Genomic DNA, 23,190 nt, shown 5'->3' on the forward strand with positions numbered 1-23,190 from the left:
TGCTACCGGCGCAACTGGAGCAACTGGAGCTGACGGACTTATTGGACCAACCGGACCGACGGGTGCTACTGGCGCTACGGGACCTACCGGAGCTGATGGACTTATTGGACCAACTGGAGCTACTGGGCCTACGGGCGCTACGGGACTTATTGGACCGACAGGCGCTACAGGTGCTGGTGCCTTTATCCCTTTTGCATCGGGTACTCCAGCAGTCTTGACTACTGTCCTAGGTGGATTAGTTGGTACTACAAGTCTTATAGGATTTGGTGGGTCAGAACCAGGTGTCTCTCTAGTGGGTAATGATATCAGTACTGCGCTTCTCCCACTTGAATACTCTTTTACTGTACCTCAAGCTGGTACGATTACAGCAATGTCAGCCACATTCAAGAACACTGTGGCATTGACACTTATTGGTTCAACTATAACAATTACCGCACAAGTATTTCGCGCACCAGCAGGCAGTAATACCTTTAGCCCAACAACTGCTGTTTTAAATCTAGCTCCACCATTATCGGGTGTAATCGCTATTGGTAGCCTAAGTTTTGCTTCATCTAGCACAATCTCAGTTCCTGTAGCACAAGGTGACCGCTTATTAATGGTGTTCTCTGCAACTGCTGGAGGTCTTTCACTTATAAACACCGTAACAGGTGGAGCAAGTGCTGGACTAACAATCAGTTTATAAGATCAGATACAAAAAAGTGCAGTTCAAAAGAGATCTCAAAAACTGCCAAAAGGCAAAAGTCACCCCTTTCATTTATTAACAAATGAAAGGGGCTTTTCAATTCGAATATTCAGCAATAGAGATCCTAACCATGAGTCATGTTGTTTAATTTGTGCAACATCCATATTAGAAATTCAGCACCGAGTCATTACATTTCTCAATACACTTCCCCAACTTCCCCACGTCGAAATTTCCGCCTGAGACGATTACACCGACTCGCGTAGATGAAGTCGGCAGTTTCTTATTCAGAACAGCAGCAATCGCTGCACCCGCTGCTCCTTCAACCAGCATCTTCTCTCGTTCTAGCATGAATAAAATAGCCGATGAAATTTCCTGTTCTGACACTGTAATCATATCATCTACATAATTATGAATGATATCCATGGTTACTTTTCCCGGTTCTCTGACGCAAATCCCTTCTGCAATCGTCGGTAAAAAGTGGGTCGGATTATTTTTCCTGCCATGATAAGCTGAAACGATGGCCGGCGCATTTGCAGCTTGGACACCGATGACTTTGACAGTGGGACGAATGGTCTTCACAGCTAATGCAGTCCCAGCAAGGAGACCACCTCCGCCTGCTGGCACGATAATTGTGTCTAAGTCTGGTTGCTGTTGCAACATTTCCATCGCAACAGTTGCTTGGCCTTCGATAATTGTTATATCGTCGAATGGGTGGATAAATGTTGCACCTGTTGCTAGTTGCTCAGTTCGAGCAGCTTTATAAGCTTCATCAAAACTCTTGCCAACAAGTTTGACAGTCGCTCCGTATTTCCGGGTTGCATCCACTTTTGCAGCCGGAGTCGTTTCGGGCATGAATATCGTGACCCGAGCACCCGCTTTTCGTCCAGCTAACGCAACACCTTGTGCATGATTTCCTGCTGAGGCCGCTAGCAACCCTTTTGCACATTCTGCTGTAGTCAATTGGGAGATTTTATTAAAAGCTCCCCGAACTTTAAAAGAGCCCGTTTTCTGCAAGTTTTCGAGTTTCAGATACACTTCAGATTGTGTCCATTCATTCAGCGTCTCCGATTGTTTGCAAGGCGTTCTATGAACGATTTCGGTTAAGCGTTCAAATGCTTCGAATAAGCGCGCAGTTTCATACAAATTCCCAATTACACCATCTCCTCTTTTAGTCAACGTTTACACTAGCTGATGTTGCTTTTCATAGTTGGTGATCTGTGATTCATATTGAAAAGTTAAGGATATTTCATCCCAACCATTCAACAACATTTCTTTATAGTACGGGTCGATGTCAAAGGAATAGGTTTTACTGTCTTGCCCCGTTACCGTCTGTTCGACCAAGTTTACTTTCACTGCGTATTGGCGTTGCTGCCCATTCGCCAATAGCTCTTCTACTTCATCCATTTTCAACTTAATAGGAAGCAAGCCGTTTTTCATACAGTTATTATAGAAGATATCCGCAAAGCTTGGCGCAATGACGACGTTGAATCCATAGTCCAAAATCGACCATGGCGCATGTTCACGCGAGGAGCCGCAACCGAAGTTTTCTTGAGCGACGAGGATTTTAGACCCTTTGTATTGTTCATCATTTAAGACAAAATCTTCAACTTCTGTTCCGTCTGCATGGTGTCGCCAATGATAAAACAAATATTTCCCGAATCCTGTACGCTCAATTCGTTTCAAGAATTCTTTGGATATAATTTGGTCAGTATCAATATTTTTACGATCAAGCGGCGTTATAACGCTGACTACTTCATTAATTGGTTCCATTTAATCACCCTCTCCTTCGTTATACATGCACCGCTTGTAACTCACGTACGTCTACGAAATGACCGGCAATTGCAGAAGCTGCCGCCATGGCGGGACTTACAAGATGTGTACGCGCCCCTGCTCCTTGACGTCCTTCGAAATTCCGGTTCGATGTAGACGCGCAGCGTTCTCCGGCCGGCACAACATCATCATTCATCGCGAGACACATACTACAGCCTGATTCCCGCCACTCGAATCCGGCTTCAAGAAATATTGAATCTAGCCCTTCATCCTCCGCCTGTTTTTTAACAGTTCGTGAACCAGGGACAACAATTGCCGTAACAGAAGGATGGACTTTTTTCCCCGCAATTACTTTTGCTGCTGAACGTAAATCACTCATTCTTGCGTTCGTACATGAACCGATGAAGACATGCTGGATATCAATAGACGTCAGCGGTACCCCTTCTTCAAGCCCCATATAAGACAGCGCCTGTTTCAAAGCGTCTTTGTCCGACTCCATTTCAAACTCTTTTGCATAGGGGACGTTCCCAGAAATACCCGAACCCATTGAAGGGTTAGTTCCCCAAGTTACAAATGGTTCGATTTCCTCTGCATTCATTTCAAGAACCGTATCATAGACTGCACCTTCGTCTGTTGCAAGGGACAGCCAATGTGCCGCCGCTTCTTCGAATGCTTCCCCTTCTGGAACGTATTTGCGACCTTTCAAGTAAGCAACAGTCGTTTCATCCGGGCTGATTAAACCGGCTTTTGCGCCTGCTTCGATGGACATATTGCAAACAGTCATCCGTTCTTCCATCGTTAAATTGCGGATTGCTTCACCGGTAAATTCAACAATATGACCGGTGCCCATATCAATGCCGAACTTAGCAATGATGGCTAAAATGACGTCTTTCGCAGTTACACCAAATCCTAGGCTCCCATTAATACGGATTTCCATCGTTTTCGGCTTGGATTGCCACAACGTTTGTGTCGAAAGAACATGCTCCACTTCACTCGTACCAATACCGAACGCAATCGCACCGAACGCACCATGCGTGGATGTATGGCTGTCACCACAAACGATTGTCTTGCCAGGTTGCGTCAGTCCAAGTTCCGGACCGATAATATGAACAATCCCTTGATCGGGATGATCCATATTTGCAAGCGGGATACCGAATTCATCGCAATTCGTTTGCAATGTGTTGATTTGTTTCCGTGCAATCGGATCTTTAATCGCATCTCGGTTCCGTGTCGGGACATTATGATCCATCGTCGCAAAGCAGAGGTCGGGTCTGCGCACAGTGCGGTTCGCAAGTCGTAGCCCTTCAAATGCCTGTGGAGAAGTGACTTCATGCAATAAATGAAGATCAATATAGAGTAAATCAGGCTTCCCTTGTTCTTCGTAGACGATATGCTGATTCCATATTTTTTCAATGATATTCTTTGCCATATGCCAGCCCTTCCTCTCTCTTTTCAATTGCATCCAGTTTAAGTAAGGAAGTTAGTCTAAGAACGTCGCTTCCTTACAAAATAGAAGTGCGAGACTCCTGCTGAAACAAGTTAAACGTATGAAAACATAATGCTATTCGAGACGAATTGTGTATCAAGTTCGTCAATCACTTTATCTGTCCATTCTTTTGTTGATAAAACCCGTTGACCTGACTCTACAAGATCAGCAGTGAAGAAACCGTCTTCGAATACCGTATTGACAGCTTCTTCGATTGCGGATGCTTCCGTTTCCATTTTGAATGAATACCTCAACATCATCGCTGCCGAAAGAATTGCCGCCGCAGGATTCGCCAACCCGAGTCCTGCAATTTCGGGTGCGGAACCGTGGACGGGCTCATAAAGGCCAAAACCGTCCGAGCGGATACTTGCTGAGGGAAGTACGCCTAGTGATCCTGTAATGACCGATGCTTCATCACTAAGAATGTCGCCAAACATATTTTCCGTTACAACAACATCAAAAGCTGCCGGGTTCGTAATCAGTTTCATAGCAGTAGAATCGACTAACATATGCTCCACTTCAACATCGGGATATGCTTTCTTTTTCTCTTCAACGACTTCACGCCATAATTTACTCGATTCAAGTACATTTGCTTTATCAACAGAAGCCACTTTGCCTCTGCGCAACCGCGCAATTTCAAAAGCTTTTTCTACGATACGGCCAATCTCTTCTCTTGTGTAAACCAGTGTATCCACTGCAGCATCTGCCGTACGCCGACTCGGTTCTCCGAAGTACAAACCGCCTGTCAGTTCCCGCACAATCATCATATCTACATCTTTCGCCACTTCTTCTTTTAGAGGAGATGCATGGAGTAAGGATGGCACAGCTTTCACAGGCCGAAGATTGGCAAACAGATCAAAATGTTTCCGAATCGCAAGCAGACCTTTTTCCGGTCGCATTGCTGAAGGATTCTGATCCCATTTCGGTCCGCCGACTGCTCCGAGAAGTACTGCATCACTTGCTTCACAAAGTGCTATTGTTTCATGGGGAAGCGGATTTTGTTGCTTGTCGATCGCTTCGCCGCCGATAACTCCATATTCTACGTGGAACGTATGATTAAACCGTCTTGCAATCACTTCAAGTACCTTTACGGCTGCCTCCGTTACTTCTGGACCGATTCCATCACCTGGTAATACTGCTACTCTCTTTTCCATAGAACTTCTCCTCCTTATCATTATTGAAACTGTCTATTCTGTAAATTCATCCGACAACCACTTTAGATTTTGATTGCTCTTTAATCAACTGTCTGTTAATCGCATTTAGATAGGCTTTTGCAGATGCTTCTAAAACATCTTGAGCTACATCTCGCCCAATAGATACTTGACCATTGATACTTAAATTGACAACAGCTTCACCGAGGGCATCGCGTCCTTTGCCAATCGATGTCACGCGGTAATCGAGGATATGGACTTCCCCTTTAACGAGCAGTTCCAGCGTATTGAAAATCGCTTCCACCGAGCCTGAACCTGTTGCTGCTACAGTCGTCGTTTCACCATTCGGTTCAACAGCTGTAACTGTTGCAGTTGGAGTATTCGTCGTCCCATATTGAACTTGAACATTCGTTAATTCATAAACAGGTACGTCTTTATATTGAATTTGCTGATCAGTGAATAAGACAAAGAGATCATCTTCTGTAATTTCCTTTTTACGATCCGCAAGCTTCTTAAATTCTGCAAAAGCTTCATTCAATTTATCGTCACTGAGGTCAAAGCCCATTGTAATGGCACGGTCTTTGAATGCATGCCTGCCTGAGTGTTTACCAAGCGCAAGCGGTTCTGTTTTATCTCCAATTAATTCTGGAGTTATGATTTCATATGTTCCGCGATTTTTAAGGTAACCGTCCTGGTGTATACCGGACTCATGGGCAAATGCATTTTTACCGACAATCGCTTTATTGGGCTGGATGACTACGCCTGTTAATTGGCTGACAAGCTGGCTCGTGCGTTTTATTTCTTTCAAATTAATGCCCGTTTCAAAACCGTAAAAGTCTTTCCGGATATGTAATGCAACTGCAATTTCTTCAAGCGCTGCATTTCCTGCCCGCTCTCCGATCCCATTGATTGTACCTTCAACTTGGTCTGCACCATTTTCAATCGCTGCGATTGAATTGGCAACGGCAAATCCTAAGTCATCATGACAATGTGCAGAAAGCTTTACTTTATCGATACCTGTTACATTCTCTTTCAAGAACTTAAACAATGCACCGTATTCTTGAGGCGTTGCATAACCGACCGTGTCCGGAATATTGATGACAGTTGCGCCTGCAGCAATCACTTGATTGATGATACGGACTAGAAATTCTCTATCAGAGCGGAATGCGTCTTCCGCAGACCATTGAACAAGCGGGAAGAATTTCCGTGCATATTTCACTGCTTCTACTGCAATATCGACGACCTGGTCCGGTGTTTTCTGAAGTTTATATTCCATATGGATAGGTGAAGTTGCCAAAAATACATGGAGATGGGGTTGTTCAGCACCGCGAAGTGCTTCCCAAGATGTTTCGATATCGCTTTTCATTGCGCGGGCGAGACCAGTCACCGTTGAGTTTTTCACTATGTTTGCGATCCGTTGCACAGCTTCAAAATCACCCGGGGATGAAGCAGGAAATCCTGCTTCGATGATTGTTGCCCCGAATTTTTCAAGCTGCCGTGCAATCTCTAACTTCTCTGCTGTGTTTAAATTAATGCCGGCAGACTGTTCACCGTCCCTAAGAGTCGTGTCGAATATGTCAATTTGTCGCACTACCCACCACTTCTTCCTCTTTGGATTTTGCACCTTCATTTACGAACGGCATCATTGCACGAAGTTTTTTACCGACTACTTCAAGTTCATGCTCAGCTTCCGATTTTTCGTATGCATTAAAGTTCGGACGACCGTTTTCGTTTTCCGCAATCCATTCTCTAGCAAATTTACCGGATTGGATATCAGTCAAGACATCTTTCATGCGTGCTTTTGTATCTGCATCAACAATACGCGGGCCTGAAACGAAGTCACCCCACTCAGCTGTATCCGAGATTGAGTAGCGCATGCCTGCCATACCACCTTCATACATCAAATCGACGATGAGTTTTGTTTCGTGCAATGTTTCGAAATAAGCGAGTTCCGGCTGGTATCCTGCTTCTACTAGTGTTTCAAAGCCGGCTTTGACAAGTGAAGTCAATCCGCCACAGAGTACCGCTTGTTCGCCGAATAGATCTGTTTCAGTTTCTTCTTTGAACGTCGTTTCAAGTACGCCGCCTCGTGCAGATCCGATTGCTTTCGCATAAGCAAGTGCAACGTCTTTCGTTTGACCGGAAACATCTTGGTAAACTGCGAACAATGCTGGCACTCCAGCGCCTGCTTCGAATGTTCTGCGAACAAGATGGCCGGGTCCTTTAGGAGCAACGAGGAATACGTCGACATCCGCAGGCGGAACAATTTGACCAAAGTGAACATTGAATCCGTGTGCGAAAACAAGTGATTTACCTGCTTTTAGCGCTGGTTCGATGTCTTCGTCATACACTTGTTTCTGTCTTTCATCCGGCAACAGGATCATGATGACATCCGCTTGTTCAGCTGCTTGGCGAACAGTAGTTACCTCTAGTCCGTCTTGTTTTGCCTGGTCAAATGACTTACCTTCACGTACACCAACTACTACATCGAATCCAGAATCATTTAAGTTTTGTGCATGTGCATGACCTTGTGATCCGTATCCGATGATTGCAACTTTCTTATTTTGTAGAAGTCCTTCGTTGATATCCTGGTTATAATACATTTTAGCCATAATTGTTTTCCTCCTAGTAGTGGTTTTTTTGATAAAGATGTCTAGACTCGGTCGCTTCTGTACAGGCGCTTGCGCTATTCTTACTTTAAAATAGATAGCTGTGGTGATTGGATTTTCTGTGTTTCACGAACAAATGCCGTAGCACCCGTTCTGGTCAATTCCTTGATACCATAAGGCTTAAGCAAGTCGATGAATGCTTCAATCTTTTCTGGATTTCCAGTCACTTGATACGTGACGACATTTTTCCCTGTGTCAATGACTGTCGCCCGGAATGGTTCGATGATGCTGTTCATTTCACTTCTGACATGGGGAGGTGAAATGACTTTCACTAGCGCAAGTTCGCGCATGACAATCGCCTTATCCGTAATGTCATTGACTTTTAGGACGTCGATTTGTTTTTGCAGCTGTTTAACCAGCTGTTCAATTTTCTGTTCATCTTCCACATTGACAATGAACGTCATTTTCGACCTGCCTGGTATTTCGGAGTGACCGACTGTAATGCTTTCAATATTGAACTGCCTTTTCATCAGCAGACCGGTCACCCGGTTAAGCACGCCGCTTTGGTTGATAACAGTTACAGTAATGACTCGCTTCATCGTTTACTCACCCCAATCATTTCATGTAATCCTTTACCTGGTGCAACCATCGGATAGACGTTTTCCAACTGCTTTACGCGGCAGTCGATGAGGACGGGTTCATCAGACAATAGGGCCTCTTCGAACACTGCCTCCGCTTCATCCAGCGTATCGATACGATAGCCTTTAATGTCATATGCCTCTGCTAATTTCACAAAGTTCGGCTGAACAGGGATTAATGATTGTGAGTAGCGTTTTTCGTAAAACGTTTCTTGCCACTGGCGCACCATTCCGAGACAGCCATTGTTGAGAATAATGATTTTGACTGGGAGGCGCATTTCTTGTAATAGCGACAACTCCTGAGCCGTCATTTGGAATCCAGCGTCTCCGACAATTGCGATAACACGCGCTTCGGGTTTAGCAATTTGCGCACCGATTGCTGCCGGAAATCCAAAGCCCATCGTGCCTAGCCCCCCTGACGTCACCCAATGATCCGGATTATTCAGTGAATAGTATTGAGCCGTCCACATCTGATGCTGCCCTACGTCTGTCGTAACGATTGCATCACCTTTTGTTATGCGGTGGATAATTTCAAGTGCTTGCTGGGGAAGAATTGTTCCTTCCTCATCATTGTCGTACCACAATGGAAACTTCTTAGCCGACTCTTTCAAGTATGTCAGCCAAACTTCTGTTTCTGGCGACTTAAATTGTTGATTCAGCAAAGCCTGCAATGCTTCTTTAGCATCTGCTACAATTGGTATTTCTGTTGGAACATTTTTCCCGATTTCGGCAGGATCGATATCGATATGGATGACTTTCGCATTTGGAGCGAACGTTGCTAGATTGCCTGTCAGTCGATCATCGAAACGCGCCCCGATATTGACAAGTACATCACATTGGCTAATCGCCATGTTGGATGTAACCGTTCCATGCATACCGGCCATTCCGAGAAATAACTCGTGATTTCCTTGGATACTGCCCAGACCAAGAAGTGTATTCGTTACAGGAATCCGATGTATTTCCACGAGTTCCTTTAATTCATCCATCGCCTGGGCATGAAGGATACCTGCGCCCGCTAGGATAAGCGGTTTTTTTGCTTGGGCAATGGCTTCTGCCGCTTTTTGTATTTGCAAAAAGTTCGGAGTCGTTGTCGGCTGATAACCTGGCAGATCTACTTCAGCATCCATGTCACTTGTCGGAATGAAGAGCCCAGTTGCAATATTCTTGGGAATATCCACGAGTACCGGTCCCGGACGCCCTGTTGAAGCGATATGAAACGCTTCTTTAATAATTCTCGGAAAGTCACTTACATCGTTCACTTGATAGTTGTGCTTTGTGATCGGCTGTGTGATTCCGATAATATCCGCTTCTTGAAAGGCGTCGGTACCAATGACTGTATTTGCTACTTGGCCGGTAAAGATGACAAGGGGCAGTGAATCCATCATTGCATCGGTAATTCCCGTTACTAAGTTCGTCGCTCCTGGTCCTGATGTTGCAATGACGACACCCGGCTTTCCTGAAACGCGTGCATACCCTTCAGCCGCATGAATCGCGCCTTGTTCGTGACGTGCAAGCACATGGGAAATGGGGTTTTGATACAATGCGTCATAGATCGGTAAAACAGCTCCTCCGGGGTAGCCGAAAATAACATCGACACCCTGGTTCTTTAAAGCTTGAATAAGTACGGCTGACCCATCTTTCGGCTGTTCTGTCTGTCGTGGTTCAAAGACAGTTTCTTGCGCCAATTCTTTCACTGCTTGCTTCGTTTGAACTTCAGCATTCATCTATAAACTCCTCCTTACTTTTATTTTGTGAATAAAACTTTTCAATAAAAAAAACCTTTTCATCCCACGCAAAGAAACTCTTCTTTACATAGGGATGAAAAAGTTTTTCATGGTACCACCCTTGTTCGCAGCAATCTTGCTGCCTCATGAATAGACTAGGTCTATTCTTTTTATAACGAGCGCAGATGTTCCGCGCCCGGGACTGCCTACTAAGGAAACTTTTCAGCAATCCACTCCGGGGTGATGTCGCAATTAGTTGTATTGCCGGCTTTCAGCTATACCAGCTCTCTGTGAATACAGTTTCTAATTACTTTTGCCCCATCATTGATTTGAAGCTATTAGATTTTCATGACGCCGCCTGTACTTGCAGATGTGACAAGCGCTGAATATCTGGCCAGATAGCCTTTTTTAATTTTAGGTTCAAATGGTTTTAAGTGAGCTCTTCGTTTGTCGAGTTCTTCCTCGAAGACTTCAAGTTCAATCGTCCTGTTTGTTAAGTCGATTGCAATGATATCCCCGTTTTCGACTAACGCAATTGGCCCGCCTTCAGCGGCTTCCGGTGAAATATGGCCAATCGAGATGCCACGGGATGCACCCGAAAATCGTCCGTCTGTAATGAGTGCGACTTTCGTTGCCAGCCCGCGTCCTGCAATTGCCGCAGTCGGTGCGAGCATTTCCGGCATTCCAGGTCCGCCTTTTGGACCTTCATAGCGGATAACAACAACATCGCCTTCTTTTACGGTTCCGTTGTCAATGCCTTCTTGCGTGTCTTCCTGAGATTCAAACACAATGGCTTTTCCTCTGAACTCTTTGATTGAAGGATCGACGGCGCCTACTTTGATCACGCCTCCGTCCGGTGCAATATTGCCGAATAGTACGGACAAGCCGCCTACAGGACTGTATGCATTATCATGACGACGAATAACTTCATCGTTGAGAATATGTGAGTCTTTCACATTTTCATAGAGTGATTTTCCGGTAATCGTCATTCGGTCCGGATGCACCGCTCCTTCAATTTCACAAAGCTCTTTAATTATTGCACTGACACCGCCTGCCATATGAACATCGTGCATCGTGTAGTCAGATGATGGACTAATTTTTGATAAATAGGGAATTCGTTTGGCGACTTCGTTAATATCCCGGACATCGTATTCGATTTCTGCTTCATGTGCAATAGCAAGTGTATGAAGGACTGTGTTTGTCGAACCGCCCATTGCCATATCAAGTGCAAATGCATCATCGATTGTTTCTTTCGTTATGATGTCACGCGGCTTCACATCTTCTTTCACCATGCGAACGAGATGTTCCGCGGCTTCTTTAATGAGTCGATGACGTTCATCCGAAGTAGCAACGATTGTTCCGTTACCTGGAACTGTCACTCCCAGCATTTCCATTAACGAGTTCATGGAATTCGCTGTGAACATTCCTGAACAGGATCCGCATGTCGGACATGCACTCTGTTCAATGTCGAGCAACTCTTCAGCTGTCATCGTACCCTGTTTATAGGCCCCGACACCTTCGAACACAGAGACGAGCGATAGGGGCTTGCCATCGGATGACGTACCGCCTTCCATCGGACCGCCCGAAACGAAAACTGATGGGACGTTCGTTCGAACTGCCGCCATTAACATACCTGGCGTAATTTTGTCACAGTTCGGAATGTAGAACACGCCGTCGAACCAGTGAGCATTGATAACCGTTTCTGCCGAGTCTGCGATGAGTTCACGGCTTGGCAGTGAATACCGCATACCGATATGTCCCATCGCAATCCCATCGTCAACGCCAATTGTGTTGAACTCAAACGGAATACCGCCGGCTTCACGAATCGCTTCTTTAACAACCTCTGCGAATTTGTTTAAATGCATATGACCTGGAATAATATCAATATATGAGTTACAGACTCCAATGAAAGGTTTGTGCATATCTTTCATCCTGACGCCAGTTGCGTACAGTAAACTTCTATGGGGTGCACGGTCTACCCCTTTTTTGATCATGTCACTTCTCATTGCAATCTCTCCTCATCAAATCACTTACATGTTGTTCATCTGTTTTTCTTGTTGGTTAGGTTATGTAGTTTGTGAAATGAATCACGAACTGAATTGGATTGATGTCATCATATCTTGGATATCCTCCCGAGTCAACAGTGTTTTTAAAATTATTAGCCAATTATGAATAGTGCATTTTAATGTATCCGCTTACAAGCCTTTCACAACGCGATATATCGCATATAACATAATTTGTTCACTTTTTAATTATTTTTTATGAATTCAATTTCCGGTAGTTTCATTCGAGTTTGGGAGTCTTCCAATCACAGAAAAAAACCACTCCAGAAGTGTTTACTGGAGTGGCTGCTTTGTGGGTGACAGTCACCCAGTCAATTCTCACACAATTTAAATTCCTACTGGAATGATGTACATACCAGTTGCTTTATCGTTTTTTACGACTACGTCAACTCCATAAATCTCTTTTACGGTTTGAACGGTAATGACTTCGCTTGGCGCGCCTGTAGCGACGATTTTACCTGCTTTCATCGCAATAATTGTATCGCTGTAACGGATCGCCTGATTAATGTCGTGTAAAACCATGACAATCGACATTCCATGCGTGCGATTTAAGCCTTTGATCAGTTCCAATAATTCGTATTGGTAATATATATCAAGATAGGTCGTCGGCTCATCCAGTAGAAGAAAGGGTGTTTTTTGAGCTAATGCCATTGCAATCCAGACACGCTGCATTTGACCTCCAGATAATTCGTCAATCGGCACCGATCGCTTATCCGTCAAATTGGTGCATGCAAGCGCCCAGTCAATGGCCTGTTGGTCTTCATCTGTTGCTGAGGTAAAAAGACTCTTATATGGAATCCGTCCGTAACTTGTTAGTTTTTCGACAGTCATATCCGACGGGGCGTTATTTTGCTGGTGGACAACGGCTAACTTCTTCGCTAGTTCTTTCGGCTTGAAATCAGCGAGTGCTTTTCCTTCTAATTGAACTTGTCCACTTTGCGGAAGATTATTATTGGCCATTACGCCAAGAAGTGTCGATTTTCCGCAACCATTCGGTCCGATAATTGTTGTCACTTTTCCACTCTCAATTGTACTGTTGACGCCATGTAACGTATTTACTTTTTTGTCGTAGGAGAAAACAATATCCTTAATGTCCATAAATACGATCACTCTTTCTCAACAAGAATATGAGGAAAGGCCCCCCGATGACTGCCATGATGATAGAAGCAGGGATTTCATTTGGCGCGATAATCGTTCGCCCAACTGTATCTGCTGTTAAAATCAGTAAGGCTCCTGCCAATGCTGAAAACGGGATGAGGACTTTGTGGTCCGTTCCAACCAATGATCGCCCAATATGAGGGATAAGCAAGCCCACAAAAGCAAATAAGCCCGCGACTGCCGTTGCAACTGAAGCAAGCAAGACGGCCACCAAAGAAATCACCAACCGTGCTAGATTTACATTAACCCCAAGATTTTTTGCCGTTTTATCATCCAGTGCTAAGTAATTGCACCATGAATAAACGATAAACGCTAATACTAGACCAATCGTTCCATATAAGACGATCACATCGACATCACTCCACTTTTTCATCGTGAGCGTCGAAGTCATCACTTGACTCATTGATTGTGTAATCGCACTTCCGCTAAATCCAAGCCCTTGACTCAGCCCTGTAAATAAAGCATTCACTGCTATCCCGATTAAAATCATACGAAGCGGATCGAGTCCGGATCTCCACGATAGTGTGTACACAAGGAAAAATGCAAAAGCCCCTCCCAAAAATGCAAAAAGAGGTACAAAAAAGTACAGCGTCGGAAACAACGCTACAACAAGTATGGACATAAACCCTGCACCCGCGGAAACACCAATAATTCCAGGGTCTGCTAATGGATTTCGCATTACTGCTTGCAGCAGTACTCCCGCCACTGACAAAGCTGCTCCTGCAAACATGGCGATTAGAATCCGCGGTAGGCGCAAGTCTTTAATGATAGCAACTTGCTCATTTGTCCCCGTTAAGAGTCCTTGAATCAGTTCAAATGGCGTGACTTTAATGCTCCCCATGAGAGCGGATTGAATGCTGACAACTATGAGTAATAGTATGACGCTGACAAAACTGAGCGTCTTTTTATTTTTCCGCAACATTATTTTCCCTGCCTTTAGTTTGGATACAACATTTTTTGCAGTTCACCTAGCGCTTCGACTGCAGCCAGACTACCTGTTGTTCCAAATAGAAGTTCGTCTAAATCATACACACGGTCGTTTTTAACAGCCTCGAAATGTTTCCAAATATCATTGGATTTAAATTCGTCATCAAACATTTTGACCACTTCCTCAGGCATCCCGTGTGACGCTCTTAAAATAATATCCGGTTTTGCTTGCTGTAGATATTCCGTATTGGAAGACAAAAACTCTACTTTTTCTCCGGTAATGACATTTTTTCCGCCACTCCGTTTTACAAGGTCTCCGATATACGAGTTTTCTGTTGCAACTAGATAACTCCCTGGAATACCAAGTAATATAAGAACGGATGGCTGTTCTTGTCCTTCCGTCAACTTATCAATTTCGGCGACTTTTTCTTCGAATTCATTGATAATGGCTTCTGCCTGTTCTTGACGGTCGTACTTCTCGCCTAATTTCAAGATTTCGCTATGCATCGCATCGATGCTCTCCAAATTGACATAGGTCATATCAATGTCCCGTTCGTCAAACATTTCTTGCAAGTCATATTTTAACGTTGTCACGGACAGTATTTCTGTCGGTTTCAGTGACAGTAGCATTTCCATGTCAGGGCTCATTGGGTTTCCCACTTTTTCCGCGTCCTTATAGCGTTTAGGCAACTCTTTGTAACTGGACGGTACCCCGACTAAATCAATTTCAAGTGCATCCATTATTTCCGTCAATGCGACCGTTGTTGCAACAATTCGATCGCCCGCTGGATCAATTTTTTTTTCATTGGATGAAGTTCCCTCTTGCGATGAACAACCGGCCAACATAACAATAGCTAAAAGCGTATAAAGAAGGTTCCTTACTGTTCGCATTTTCATTCACAACTCCTTGCCGCTTATGTAAGAAAAGCACAATGCGCCCGCGAGACGCGACGGGCATAAGTCAATCCAGCGACGTGGCGCTCTTGGATTGCTTATGACCCGAGCGGCTGGGCGCCTGTAGCTAGATACTGTTCCAGGTTGAAGAACTTATACTTTCTTATCTTTTAAAAAAGGGGTCTCGCTATTCGTTCTCAAGCCCCTACTACTCTATACCTCTTATTTTTCAGTCCGTGAACGTTGTCTCATAGCGAAGATTATAACTCCACCAAGAATAAGTACTGAGAAAATGACGATAAACAATGTAGAATTCGATTTAGTTGTCGAATCTGCTTCGACCTCTTCTTCAATTGCTTCTTTCGTTTCTTCGGATGACTCTTCTGCTGCTTGTTCTTCAGCAGCAATTTCTTCCTCTTTCGTCACAGACTCTTTTTCTTCTTTCGTTTGCTCGGTTGGTTTAGTCGATTCAGAAGCTTTTTCTTCTGTCACAGTATCTGTCTTTTCTTCCGCCGCTTCTTTGGTATCTAGTTTTTTCTCGTCGGTTTTTGTTTCTACTTTCGCAACAGCTTCTTGTTTTTCTGCTGGTTTAGATGTTGCACTCGCCTTTTCCGTTGTTACTGCGGGCTTGGGTGCTGGTTTAGGTGTTGGTTGTGCTGGCTTTGGTGTTGGTTTAGGTGCTGGAGGTGTTGCGGGCTTTTGTGCGACAGGTGCCAAAGGGATGCTGGAACTGTTAAATTTGAAGCGGATATCGTATTTGTTGTCATATGTAAAACCGGGAATACCCGTTACAATGACATGAATTTTGGCATTTACCAATTGCTCAATGTCTTTCACTTCAAATTTCACAACGCGTTTGTCATTTGCCGTATCATTACTAACTACTTGTACATCGGCAAATCCGCCGCCTGCTGATACTTTAAAGTATTGCCACCAAGAACTGTTTTTCAATGTAACAACGGCATATGTTTTGCCATTTTGAACAATTACTTTTGCTGGGCTAACCATATATTCAGCTGTCGTTGATTGCTCATTGCCCGTATCTTTCAACACTGTAAACGGAACCGTATACTCGCCATCGGCATAGTTGGAAGCCGCAGCAGCTTTTTCAGGTGCAAGTGTGGGAAGTATAGTAAATATAGCGAATAATACTGTCATCATAAAAACGGATTTTTTTCTCAAATCATGATCTCCTTTACCAAAAACATTTTAATCAGTACAACGCCGGCTGTCACAATTGGTGCAGTGACGCCGGCATTGATTGATCATATAAAATTATTTTTGAAGTGTTTCGAGTAAGTAATAAACCATTTTAGAAGCGTGTGCGCGTGTTGCATTCGCTTTCGGTTCGAATACTTGTTTTCCTTTTACTTCTTTACCGCCAATGATACCAAGACCCGCTGCTAAGTCGACAGATTTTTTTGCGTATGCAGTGATTTCTTTCGCATCTGTGAAAGCAACATCATTTTTTACGCCTTCTAATACGCTTGCATCTTTGTATTCAATTGCACGGATAATCATTGTAGCCATTTGTTGACGTGTGATTGCTTCATTCGGACGGAATTTACCATCAGTGACACTGATAATACCTGCACGGCTTGCCGCTTCAGCTTCGTAAACGATCCAGTCCATGTTTTTTGTTACGTCAGAGAATGTTCCTTTATAACCTTGTTTCGGAAGTTCAAGTGCACGTGACAATAGGATTGCAAATTGTGCTCTTGTAATTTGATCATTTGGAGCAAACGTTGTTGCCGTTTTGCCTTTAACGATTTGTTTTGATGCAAGTGACTCGATGTAAGGTTTTGCCCATGTTTTGTCGATATCTTTAAATGTTACGGGTACTACTTCAACAGGCGTTTCTTCTTCAACTTCACCAGGTACTTCTTCTGTTACAACTGGTTTAATAGTTGCTTTGTCAAAAGCAAGACGTACAGTATAGTTCCCTGTGTGGTTCGCTGCTGCTACAAATACTGTGAATTTAGCATTGATAATTGTTGATAAATCAGCTACTTCAAATTCAACCACTCTTGTGTTTGCTTCTACATCTGTTTTTACAACAGTTGTATCTACGAATTTACCAGCTTGTTCTACTTGGAAAGCTGTAATTTGTTCATTGTTCGTAAGTGTCATTGTAACAAGGTTTTTACCGTCTTTCACAGAAAGTGCTGCTGGTGTTTCAAGGTATCTAGTCATTGATGAATCTTTATCTTCTTCTTCATGCAATGCTTTGTAATCGATTGTATATGCACCGTCTTTAATTACTTCTGGTGCTGGTGTTACGGGTACTTCGGGAGTTTCCGGTTTTTCAGGAGTTACTTCCGGTACTTCTGGAGTTGTAGGGATTTTGCTAGTATCAAATTTCAAACGGATATCATAGCTGTGGTCATACTCGCCTAGGCCTGGTACACCCGTTACGATAATATGGATTTTAGCATTCAATTCTTTACTAAGATCTTGAACTTCGAATTTAACAAGTCTAGTATCCGCTGCTTTGTCTTCACTGATTACTTCCGCATCTGCGAAGTTTGTTTCTTTAAATGTACCTGGTTGTTTTGTTTGGACTTTTAGTGACTGCCACCATTTACTGCTTAATAGTGTTACGTATGCGAAAGTTTTACCGTCTTCAACAACAATTTTCGCAGGACTTTTCACATATTGTGCAGTTGCTGATTTATCATCATTTTCAACTTGTAATATATCTAGCGGCAATTCAAATTCCTGTTTCGCCGGTGTAGTTACCTCAGCTGCTTCTGTTGGAAGTGCAGGTAACACTGTAAATAAAACGAGCAGTGCTGAAAATAACATCATCATTTGCTTCTTCATTCGTTAATCCCCTTTTAATGGTTTATTTTTTTACTTTCTTCGCGGAGCTGAACTTGCGCACAAAAATAATCGCAATGACAGCTACCAGTGCGAGCAATACATAAATAAGTGCAGTGTTACTTGTTGGCTCATCTGTCTTTTCATTCGTGTCGGCAGATTTTGATTCGGCATCAGGTGTATTAACAACAACCGCCGGAGCGTCTGTCAATTCCATCGTTTCTACATCAAGATTCAAACGGACCGCGTACTTGTGGTCATACGCCGGCTCCATCTCTTCAATGACAACATGTATTTGCATAAGCAACGGTTCTGTAATAGCTTCATTCACTTTAAATGCAATGACACGCTTATCATTTTCAAGATCTTCACTGACCGTTTGCACGTCAGCAAATAATTCTCCATCTGCCGACTTTATAAACTTGACCCACTTAGCATGGTTCACCGTGAATTGTAAATACTGCCCATCCTTATCAATCGTCAGTTTTGCTGGCTTTTCGAAATAATCATTTGCAATCGATACAGAATCATTCTCTGCTTGCAACATTTCGTAATCGACGACATATGTACCATCCGAGAGTTCGGCTGCGTGCGCTTCAGGTGTATGAGAACCAAAAATAACACTGAAAATAATGAGGAATGAAAATGGTATGACTAATCGATGTTTCAAAACACAATACCTCCTCCCTCCACATGGGAAGAATCCAGAGTGAGAACAATTATCATCTATTACTCTTCCTATAATAGCTTATAGATTAGCGTTGTCAAACGACTTGCAAAGGCTTTCACAAACTGTTCACATGTGGGTGACAGTCACCACTTCAATTCTGACACAATTCAAAGAAAACCCCCTTAGTGCCAAAAATCGACATTAAGGGGGGTGCTGGTTTCTAAAGTTTGTTAAGGCGTTGCTGCCTCCACTCTCTTCGCTTGGACTACAAGTCTATATTTGTTAGAGTTCGCAGGATAACACGTGATTAGCGAAAGTAACGCGACACCTTTTTTTCGGTCAAGGACATCCACTTCGTTCGGCTTGACCACTTTCACATCAAAAACTTCGAATTCCATGGATTCTTCTACTGTTTCATAAATGAAGCGAGTACCAACTTCAACTTCATGAAGACGATTAAAGAACGCTCCAAACACATGGGCTTGGTGACCCGCGATCGCATAACTGCCATCTAACTCACCTGGCTCATCCATATCCGCTACGGCGCCCAACGCTTTACTCAGGCTAACAGGATCGGCTCCATACAATACTGGAGATTCTAAATCGATGACAGGAATGGACAATATCCCTTCAATTCCCTGGGATTCTTGTTTTGCCCCAATGGAATGCCCCTGTTCATCAGTTGTTATAGTCCTATCAAAATCGGCTTCCGCCTTGACCGAATCGAAAGCATCTAAAAGATGGTTTTGCTGCTGTTTGCTATTCATATTTCCCGCAATCAACCACACCAGCAAAAAAATGCTCGTCATAATCATGAAATTCCCTAGCCATTTTATTGTTTTTTTCATCTACGCATCCGCTCCTTTGCTCTTGAAATCACTTGGATTAATGAGCAATTCGACGGGTACCAAGACCAGTTACAAGAAGAAGCAAGGCTAGTAAAGATAGGATTATACTATCGAAAAATCCTCCTGTTTTCGGCAATACTTTTCCCATTCCATTACCCGATTGAGGATTTTGATTCATGCTACTTGTTTCCAGTGCAACATCTTCTGACATTGCATATGAACCAGTTGTGGCCCACCCTACCCCATCAATTTCCTCCTCTAATGCTGAACTGGCACTGTTTTCACTGCGTGTTACTCCGATGATGTCATCGCTTACGCCTTCTGCATTGCCACCCTGCATTGAATCACTTGCATTTTCATTCGGTGTAATTCCTTCAGTCACATTGCCGGGCGTTTGCACCTCTATATTTACATTGGGGGACACACCAGTTCTATCCGTGCTTGGTGTTAAGCCAGTTCCACTTTCAGTCATAGGTGGTGCGACTGTCTCTTCATTTGGAGCTGCGACGTCTCCGTCTTCATTTGGCGTCAAGTCAGTTGCATCATCCATAGGAGGAGAGAGTTCAGTATCTTCTTCGGATGAACCAGGCTGCTCCACAGCAGCAACGGGCTGAATTGTTTCATTTGTCAGGATACCGACATTGAGGTTTCCAATTTCATCGTTCCCAACGACTAATGAAACACCGCTATGTTTAGTAGATGTTACTTTTCCATCGGTGTTCACGTCTAGCGCAAGGACATCAACTGAAGTTTCATCCAATAACCCATCATCCAAGTCGGCTTGGATCAAACCGGATGACAAGGATGTATTTTCCTCATCGTTTTTATAGTGACCATCCAAAACACCTGCATGTACTTCTCCGAGCACTGGCAAATCTTCTGCATTCAACTCGACTAATCCACCATCATACGATGAGGTTTCTTCACTAGATTGTTCGTCTGATAGAAGAATATCCACCTCCATTTCGTTTGTGATCGGTGTTGTTAAGTTGACTGATGCGAGTGAACTTTTGTCTTCCGCAGAGTTCTCATCTTGCATACTACTTTGCTCCAAAACGGAGATATCCAAGTCGTCGATTAGACCACCAAGTGAATCGTCATCTACTTTGACTGATGCTAAAGCGGTTGATTGTTGACTACTTTCTTCATTAATAGATTTATCCACAGCAAGGACATCAACTGAAGTTTCATCCAATAACCCCTCTTCCAAGTCGGCTTGGATCAAACCGGATGACACTGATGTACTTTCCTCAGCGTTTTTATAGTGACCATCCAATACCCCTGCATGTACTTCTCCGAGTACTGGCAAATCTTCTGCTTTCAACTCTACTAATCCACCATCATACGATGAGGTTTCTTCACCAGATTGTTCGTCTGATAGAAGAACATCCAACTCTACTTCGTTTGTGACCTGTGTCGATAGGTTGACTGATGCGAGTGAACTTTTGTCTTCCGCAGAGTTCTCATCTCGCATGCCGCTTTGTTCCAAAACGGAGATATCCAGGTCGTCGATTAGACCGCCAAGTGAATCGTCATTGGCTTGGACTGATGCTAAAGCAGTTGATTGGTGACTACTTTCTTCATTAATAGATTTATCCACAACAAGGACATCAACAGAAGTTTCATCCAATAAGCCATCATCCAAGTCGGCTTGGATCAAACCAGAAGAAAAGGATGTACTTGCTTCATCGTTTTTATAGTGACCATCCAAAACGCCTGCATGTACTTCTCTGAGTAAAGGCAAATCTTCTGCATTCAACTCTACTAATCCACCATCATACGATGAGGTTTCTTCACTAGATTGTTCGTCTGATAGAAGAACATCCACCTCTACTTCGTTCGTGACCGGTGTCGTTAAGTTGACTGATGCGAGTGAACTTTTGCTTTCCGCAGAGTTCTCATCTTGCATACTACTTTGCTCCAAAACGGAGATATCCAAGTCGTCGATTAACCCATCTGGATTGGTCAATTCGACTGTCGCAAGGGCTGAATTTTGTTGATTACCCTCTCCTTCTTCGCTAGTATTTGCAGAGATCGGACTTTTTGCTGGAATCTGTGCTTTCAGGTCTCCTAAAATCGGAACATTATCTGCTTGAATATCCACAATTGTTGCTTTATCTTCCTTTTCATTCAGTAGGTTAATATCCAAATTAAACAAGTTATTTTCTCCAGTTTCATCGGCATTCGCAAACGAAGGGGAGAAGCTCAGTGTTAAGCACACCCCTAAAGTGATCCCAGCATACTTCATCCATTTGTTTTTCATTATTATTCCTCTCCTTTTTTATAATGTTTGCTTCGCATTTAAAAAAGGAGTTTGTTGCGGCGGTTGCCCCGGAGGAGCATGTGTCCATTGAATCATCGCATGTTCATCTGACGGCATCCATTGCCCACCATTTGAAATAAGTAATGAAAATACATCAACTACTACCCCAAAACTCAAATCATTGTGTCCACTTATTTGTAATGGTGAAGATGCTATTGAGGACATGGATGAGGTTATGGTAGCTACCGAAAGATCTTTCCATTTTTGTTGAGGTTCGGTTGGTAGAGAAGGCTTTTGATTCTTTTCTTTTTGGATGTTAACAGAGTCACCAACCGTATAATTTGTTAGTTCAGGCGCTACTATTTTCATAGAAAAGGATTTTGAAGTATCTTTTGAAATAGGTAGAGCCCTGAAAGTTTCTACTTCATCAGGAAGTGTACTCGGTCTATCATCAAGGCTTGTCTGTTCATCCACTACAGGTTCCTCCCGTTTAATCAAATCAGCTGCTTCTACCTCCGGGATTACTTGTAGAGCGTTTTTTTGTCCGCGGAAGGATTTGTCACTCTCCACATTCATTGTCCTGCTATCATTTCGCAGTCCTTTACTTACCGTCTCTACAGTATCTGTAACTGCATCTTTTGGAATACTAGCCGGACTTTTTTCTGTTTCATCCGCAACTGGTTTTACCTGATTTGGTTGAATCGCAGAAACCGTCTCCGTAACCGTATTTCCAACTTCCTCAACAACCGGTGTAACAACAGGAACAGTCGGCAACTCAGCTATAACAGAATCCACTGTTTTATTGACCGTCCTCAAGGGTTCAGTCGTTGTCTGCTTACCTACTTCTTTTACTCCTTCAACAACCGGAGAAACAACAGGAATTTCCGGCAATTCATTTACGATTGTATCTGCCGTATTCGTTACTTCAGTTGTCGTATTTCTAATAGTTTCGGTCACTGCATCAGTCGTTTTTTCCACTACAGGTAAGGTGTTATCAACCGTATTCTCCAGTAAACTTCTTGTATTATTAAGTAGTGAAGATTCAGTGTCGTTTTCCGCTGATCTAGGTAAACTCTTCACTGTCTGTTCTGTAAAAACTACTGTGTCCTTAACCGTTTCTTTAACGCTATGCACCGATTCTTCTACTACCATTTCAATAGAATTTGTTGTGCTTTTTAACTCTGTGCCAACATTCTTCAAGGTACCAACCAACAAGCCTTCAGACTTTTCTTTTGGCAATTCTTCACCATGAACAAAAGTCGAGGATGCGAGAAGGAATGAGAAACAAGTCACACAAACTATAAATATTCTCTTCACTCAATTCACCACCCTCCCAGAAATGACTTGGAATTTTTTATATTATTCCTTTATATACAGGTACCCCTCATTAAAGCTATCAAACTATTTAAACAGAAATAATTAATCATTATTTGTAATTAATTCAGATTAATTTCGTAATAAATGAAACCTTTCTTGAATACATTCGT

Annotated in this window: 19 protein-coding genes and 1 other annotated feature; of the genes, 1 reads left to right on the top strand and 18 read right to left on the bottom strand. The window is 43.3% G+C overall.

The features are described from left to right. Window positions 1–682: exosporium glycoprotein BclB-related protein (locus MKZ11_RS00005; protein ID WP_340792033.1), on the top strand; the 682-nt coding region annotated here is incomplete at its 5' end. A gap of 165 nt (window positions 683–847) precedes the next feature. Here the strand turns inward: MKZ11_RS00005 and ilvA are convergent. From ilvA to MKZ11_RS00095, 18 genes are all read right to left on the bottom strand, one after another. Continuing rightward, window positions 848–1,858 (bottom strand): threonine ammonia-lyase, encoded by a 1,011-nt coding sequence (gene ilvA, locus MKZ11_RS00010; RefSeq protein ID WP_340792034.1) that lies wholly within the window; start codon window positions 1,856–1,858, stop codon window positions 848–850. 3 nt (window positions 1,859–1,861) lie between these two features. Further along, window positions 1,862–2,452 carry a 3-isopropylmalate dehydratase small subunit gene (gene leuD, locus MKZ11_RS00015; RefSeq protein ID WP_340792035.1) on the bottom strand — a complete coding sequence of 197 codons (591 nt, stop codon included), beginning with the start codon at window positions 2,450–2,452 and terminating at the stop codon, window positions 1,862–1,864. 19 nt (window positions 2,453–2,471) lie between these two features. Beyond that, entirely contained in the window at window positions 2,472–3,881 is a 1,410-nt protein-coding gene (gene leuC, locus MKZ11_RS00020) for a 3-isopropylmalate dehydratase large subunit (RefSeq protein WP_340792036.1), read from the bottom strand. A 110-nt stretch (window positions 3,882–3,991) separates the two neighbouring features. Continuing rightward, the gene (gene leuB, locus MKZ11_RS00025; protein ID WP_340792037.1) at window positions 3,992–5,092 is read right to left on the bottom strand and encodes a 3-isopropylmalate dehydrogenase; all 1,101 of its coding nucleotides are present in this window, start codon (window positions 5,090–5,092) and stop codon (window positions 3,992–3,994) included. A 46-nt stretch (window positions 5,093–5,138) separates the two neighbouring features. Then, window positions 5,139–6,680 carry a 2-isopropylmalate synthase gene (locus MKZ11_RS00030; protein WP_340796863.1) on the bottom strand — a complete coding sequence of 514 codons (1,542 nt, stop codon included), beginning with the start codon at window positions 6,678–6,680 and terminating at the stop codon, window positions 5,139–5,141. Further along, window positions 6,667–7,701 carry a ketol-acid reductoisomerase gene (ilvC, locus tag MKZ11_RS00035; protein WP_340792038.1) on the bottom strand — a complete coding sequence of 345 codons (1,035 nt, stop codon included), beginning with the start codon at window positions 7,699–7,701 and terminating at the stop codon, window positions 6,667–6,669. Before ilvC ends, MKZ11_RS00030 begins: the two co-directional genes overlap by 14 nt. Window positions 7,702–7,781: 80 nt before the next feature. Next, window positions 7,782–8,297 (bottom strand): acetolactate synthase small subunit, encoded by a 516-nt coding sequence (gene ilvN / locus MKZ11_RS00040; RefSeq protein WP_340792039.1) that lies wholly within the window; start codon window positions 8,295–8,297, stop codon window positions 7,782–7,784. Then, window positions 8,294–10,060, bottom strand: coding sequence for an acetolactate synthase large subunit (gene ilvB / locus MKZ11_RS00045; RefSeq protein ID WP_340792040.1), 1,767 nt, complete (start codon window positions 10,058–10,060; stop codon window positions 8,294–8,296). Before ilvB ends, ilvN begins: the two co-directional genes overlap by 4 nt. Window positions 10,061–10,147: 87 nt before the next feature. Then, window positions 10,148–10,394 (bottom strand) — a binding site (T-box leader). Between the two features lie 4 nt (window positions 10,395–10,398). After that, window positions 10,399–12,066 (bottom strand): dihydroxy-acid dehydratase, encoded by a 1,668-nt coding sequence (ilvD, locus tag MKZ11_RS00050; protein ID WP_340792041.1) that lies wholly within the window; start codon window positions 12,064–12,066, stop codon window positions 10,399–10,401. 384 nt (window positions 12,067–12,450) lie between these two features. Beyond that, window positions 12,451–13,221, bottom strand: a complete 771-nt coding sequence (locus MKZ11_RS00055; RefSeq protein WP_340792042.1) for an ABC transporter ATP-binding protein — start codon at window positions 13,219–13,221, stop codon at window positions 12,451–12,453. Further along, a complete protein-coding gene (locus tag MKZ11_RS00060) occupies window positions 13,211–14,203 on the bottom strand; it encodes a FecCD family ABC transporter permease (protein ID WP_340792043.1) in 993 nt (330 codons plus the stop codon). Before MKZ11_RS00060 ends, MKZ11_RS00055 begins: the two co-directional genes overlap by 11 nt. A 14-nt stretch (window positions 14,204–14,217) precedes the next feature. Then, complete coding sequence (gene isdE / locus MKZ11_RS00065) at window positions 14,218–15,105, bottom strand: heme ABC transporter substrate-binding protein IsdE (RefSeq protein WP_340792044.1); 888 nt, start codon at window positions 15,103–15,105, stop codon at window positions 14,218–14,220. A gap of 219 nt (window positions 15,106–15,324) precedes the next feature. Beyond that, complete coding sequence (locus MKZ11_RS00070; protein WP_340792045.1) at window positions 15,325–16,284, bottom strand: NEAT domain-containing protein; 960 nt, start codon at window positions 16,282–16,284, stop codon at window positions 15,325–15,327. 93 nt (window positions 16,285–16,377) lie between these two features. After that, complete coding sequence (locus tag MKZ11_RS00075; RefSeq protein WP_340792046.1) at window positions 16,378–17,925, bottom strand: NEAT domain-containing protein; 1,548 nt, start codon at window positions 17,923–17,925, stop codon at window positions 16,378–16,380. A 22-nt stretch (window positions 17,926–17,947) separates the two neighbouring features. Continuing rightward, window positions 17,948–18,592, bottom strand: a complete 645-nt coding sequence (locus MKZ11_RS00080) for an NEAT domain-containing protein (protein WP_340792047.1) — start codon at window positions 18,590–18,592, stop codon at window positions 17,948–17,950. A gap of 230 nt (window positions 18,593–18,822) precedes the next feature. Then, a complete protein-coding gene (locus tag MKZ11_RS00085) occupies window positions 18,823–19,440 on the bottom strand; it encodes a class D sortase (RefSeq protein ID WP_340792048.1) in 618 nt (205 codons plus the stop codon). A 37-nt stretch (window positions 19,441–19,477) separates the two neighbouring features. Next, the gene (locus tag MKZ11_RS00090; RefSeq protein WP_340792049.1) at window positions 19,478–21,703 is read right to left on the bottom strand and encodes a hypothetical protein; all 2,226 of its coding nucleotides are present in this window, start codon (window positions 21,701–21,703) and stop codon (window positions 19,478–19,480) included. An 18-nt stretch (window positions 21,704–21,721) separates the two neighbouring features. After that, window positions 21,722–23,020 carry a hypothetical protein gene (locus MKZ11_RS00095; protein ID WP_340792050.1) on the bottom strand — a complete coding sequence of 433 codons (1,299 nt, stop codon included), beginning with the start codon at window positions 23,018–23,020 and terminating at the stop codon, window positions 21,722–21,724. Window positions 23,021–23,190: the final 170 nt, after the last annotated feature.

This window comes from Sporosarcina sp. FSL K6-1508 (assembly GCF_038007465.1).
GTDB classification, from domain to species: Bacteria; Bacillota; Bacilli; order Bacillales_A; family Planococcaceae; genus Sporosarcina; species Sporosarcina psychrophila_B.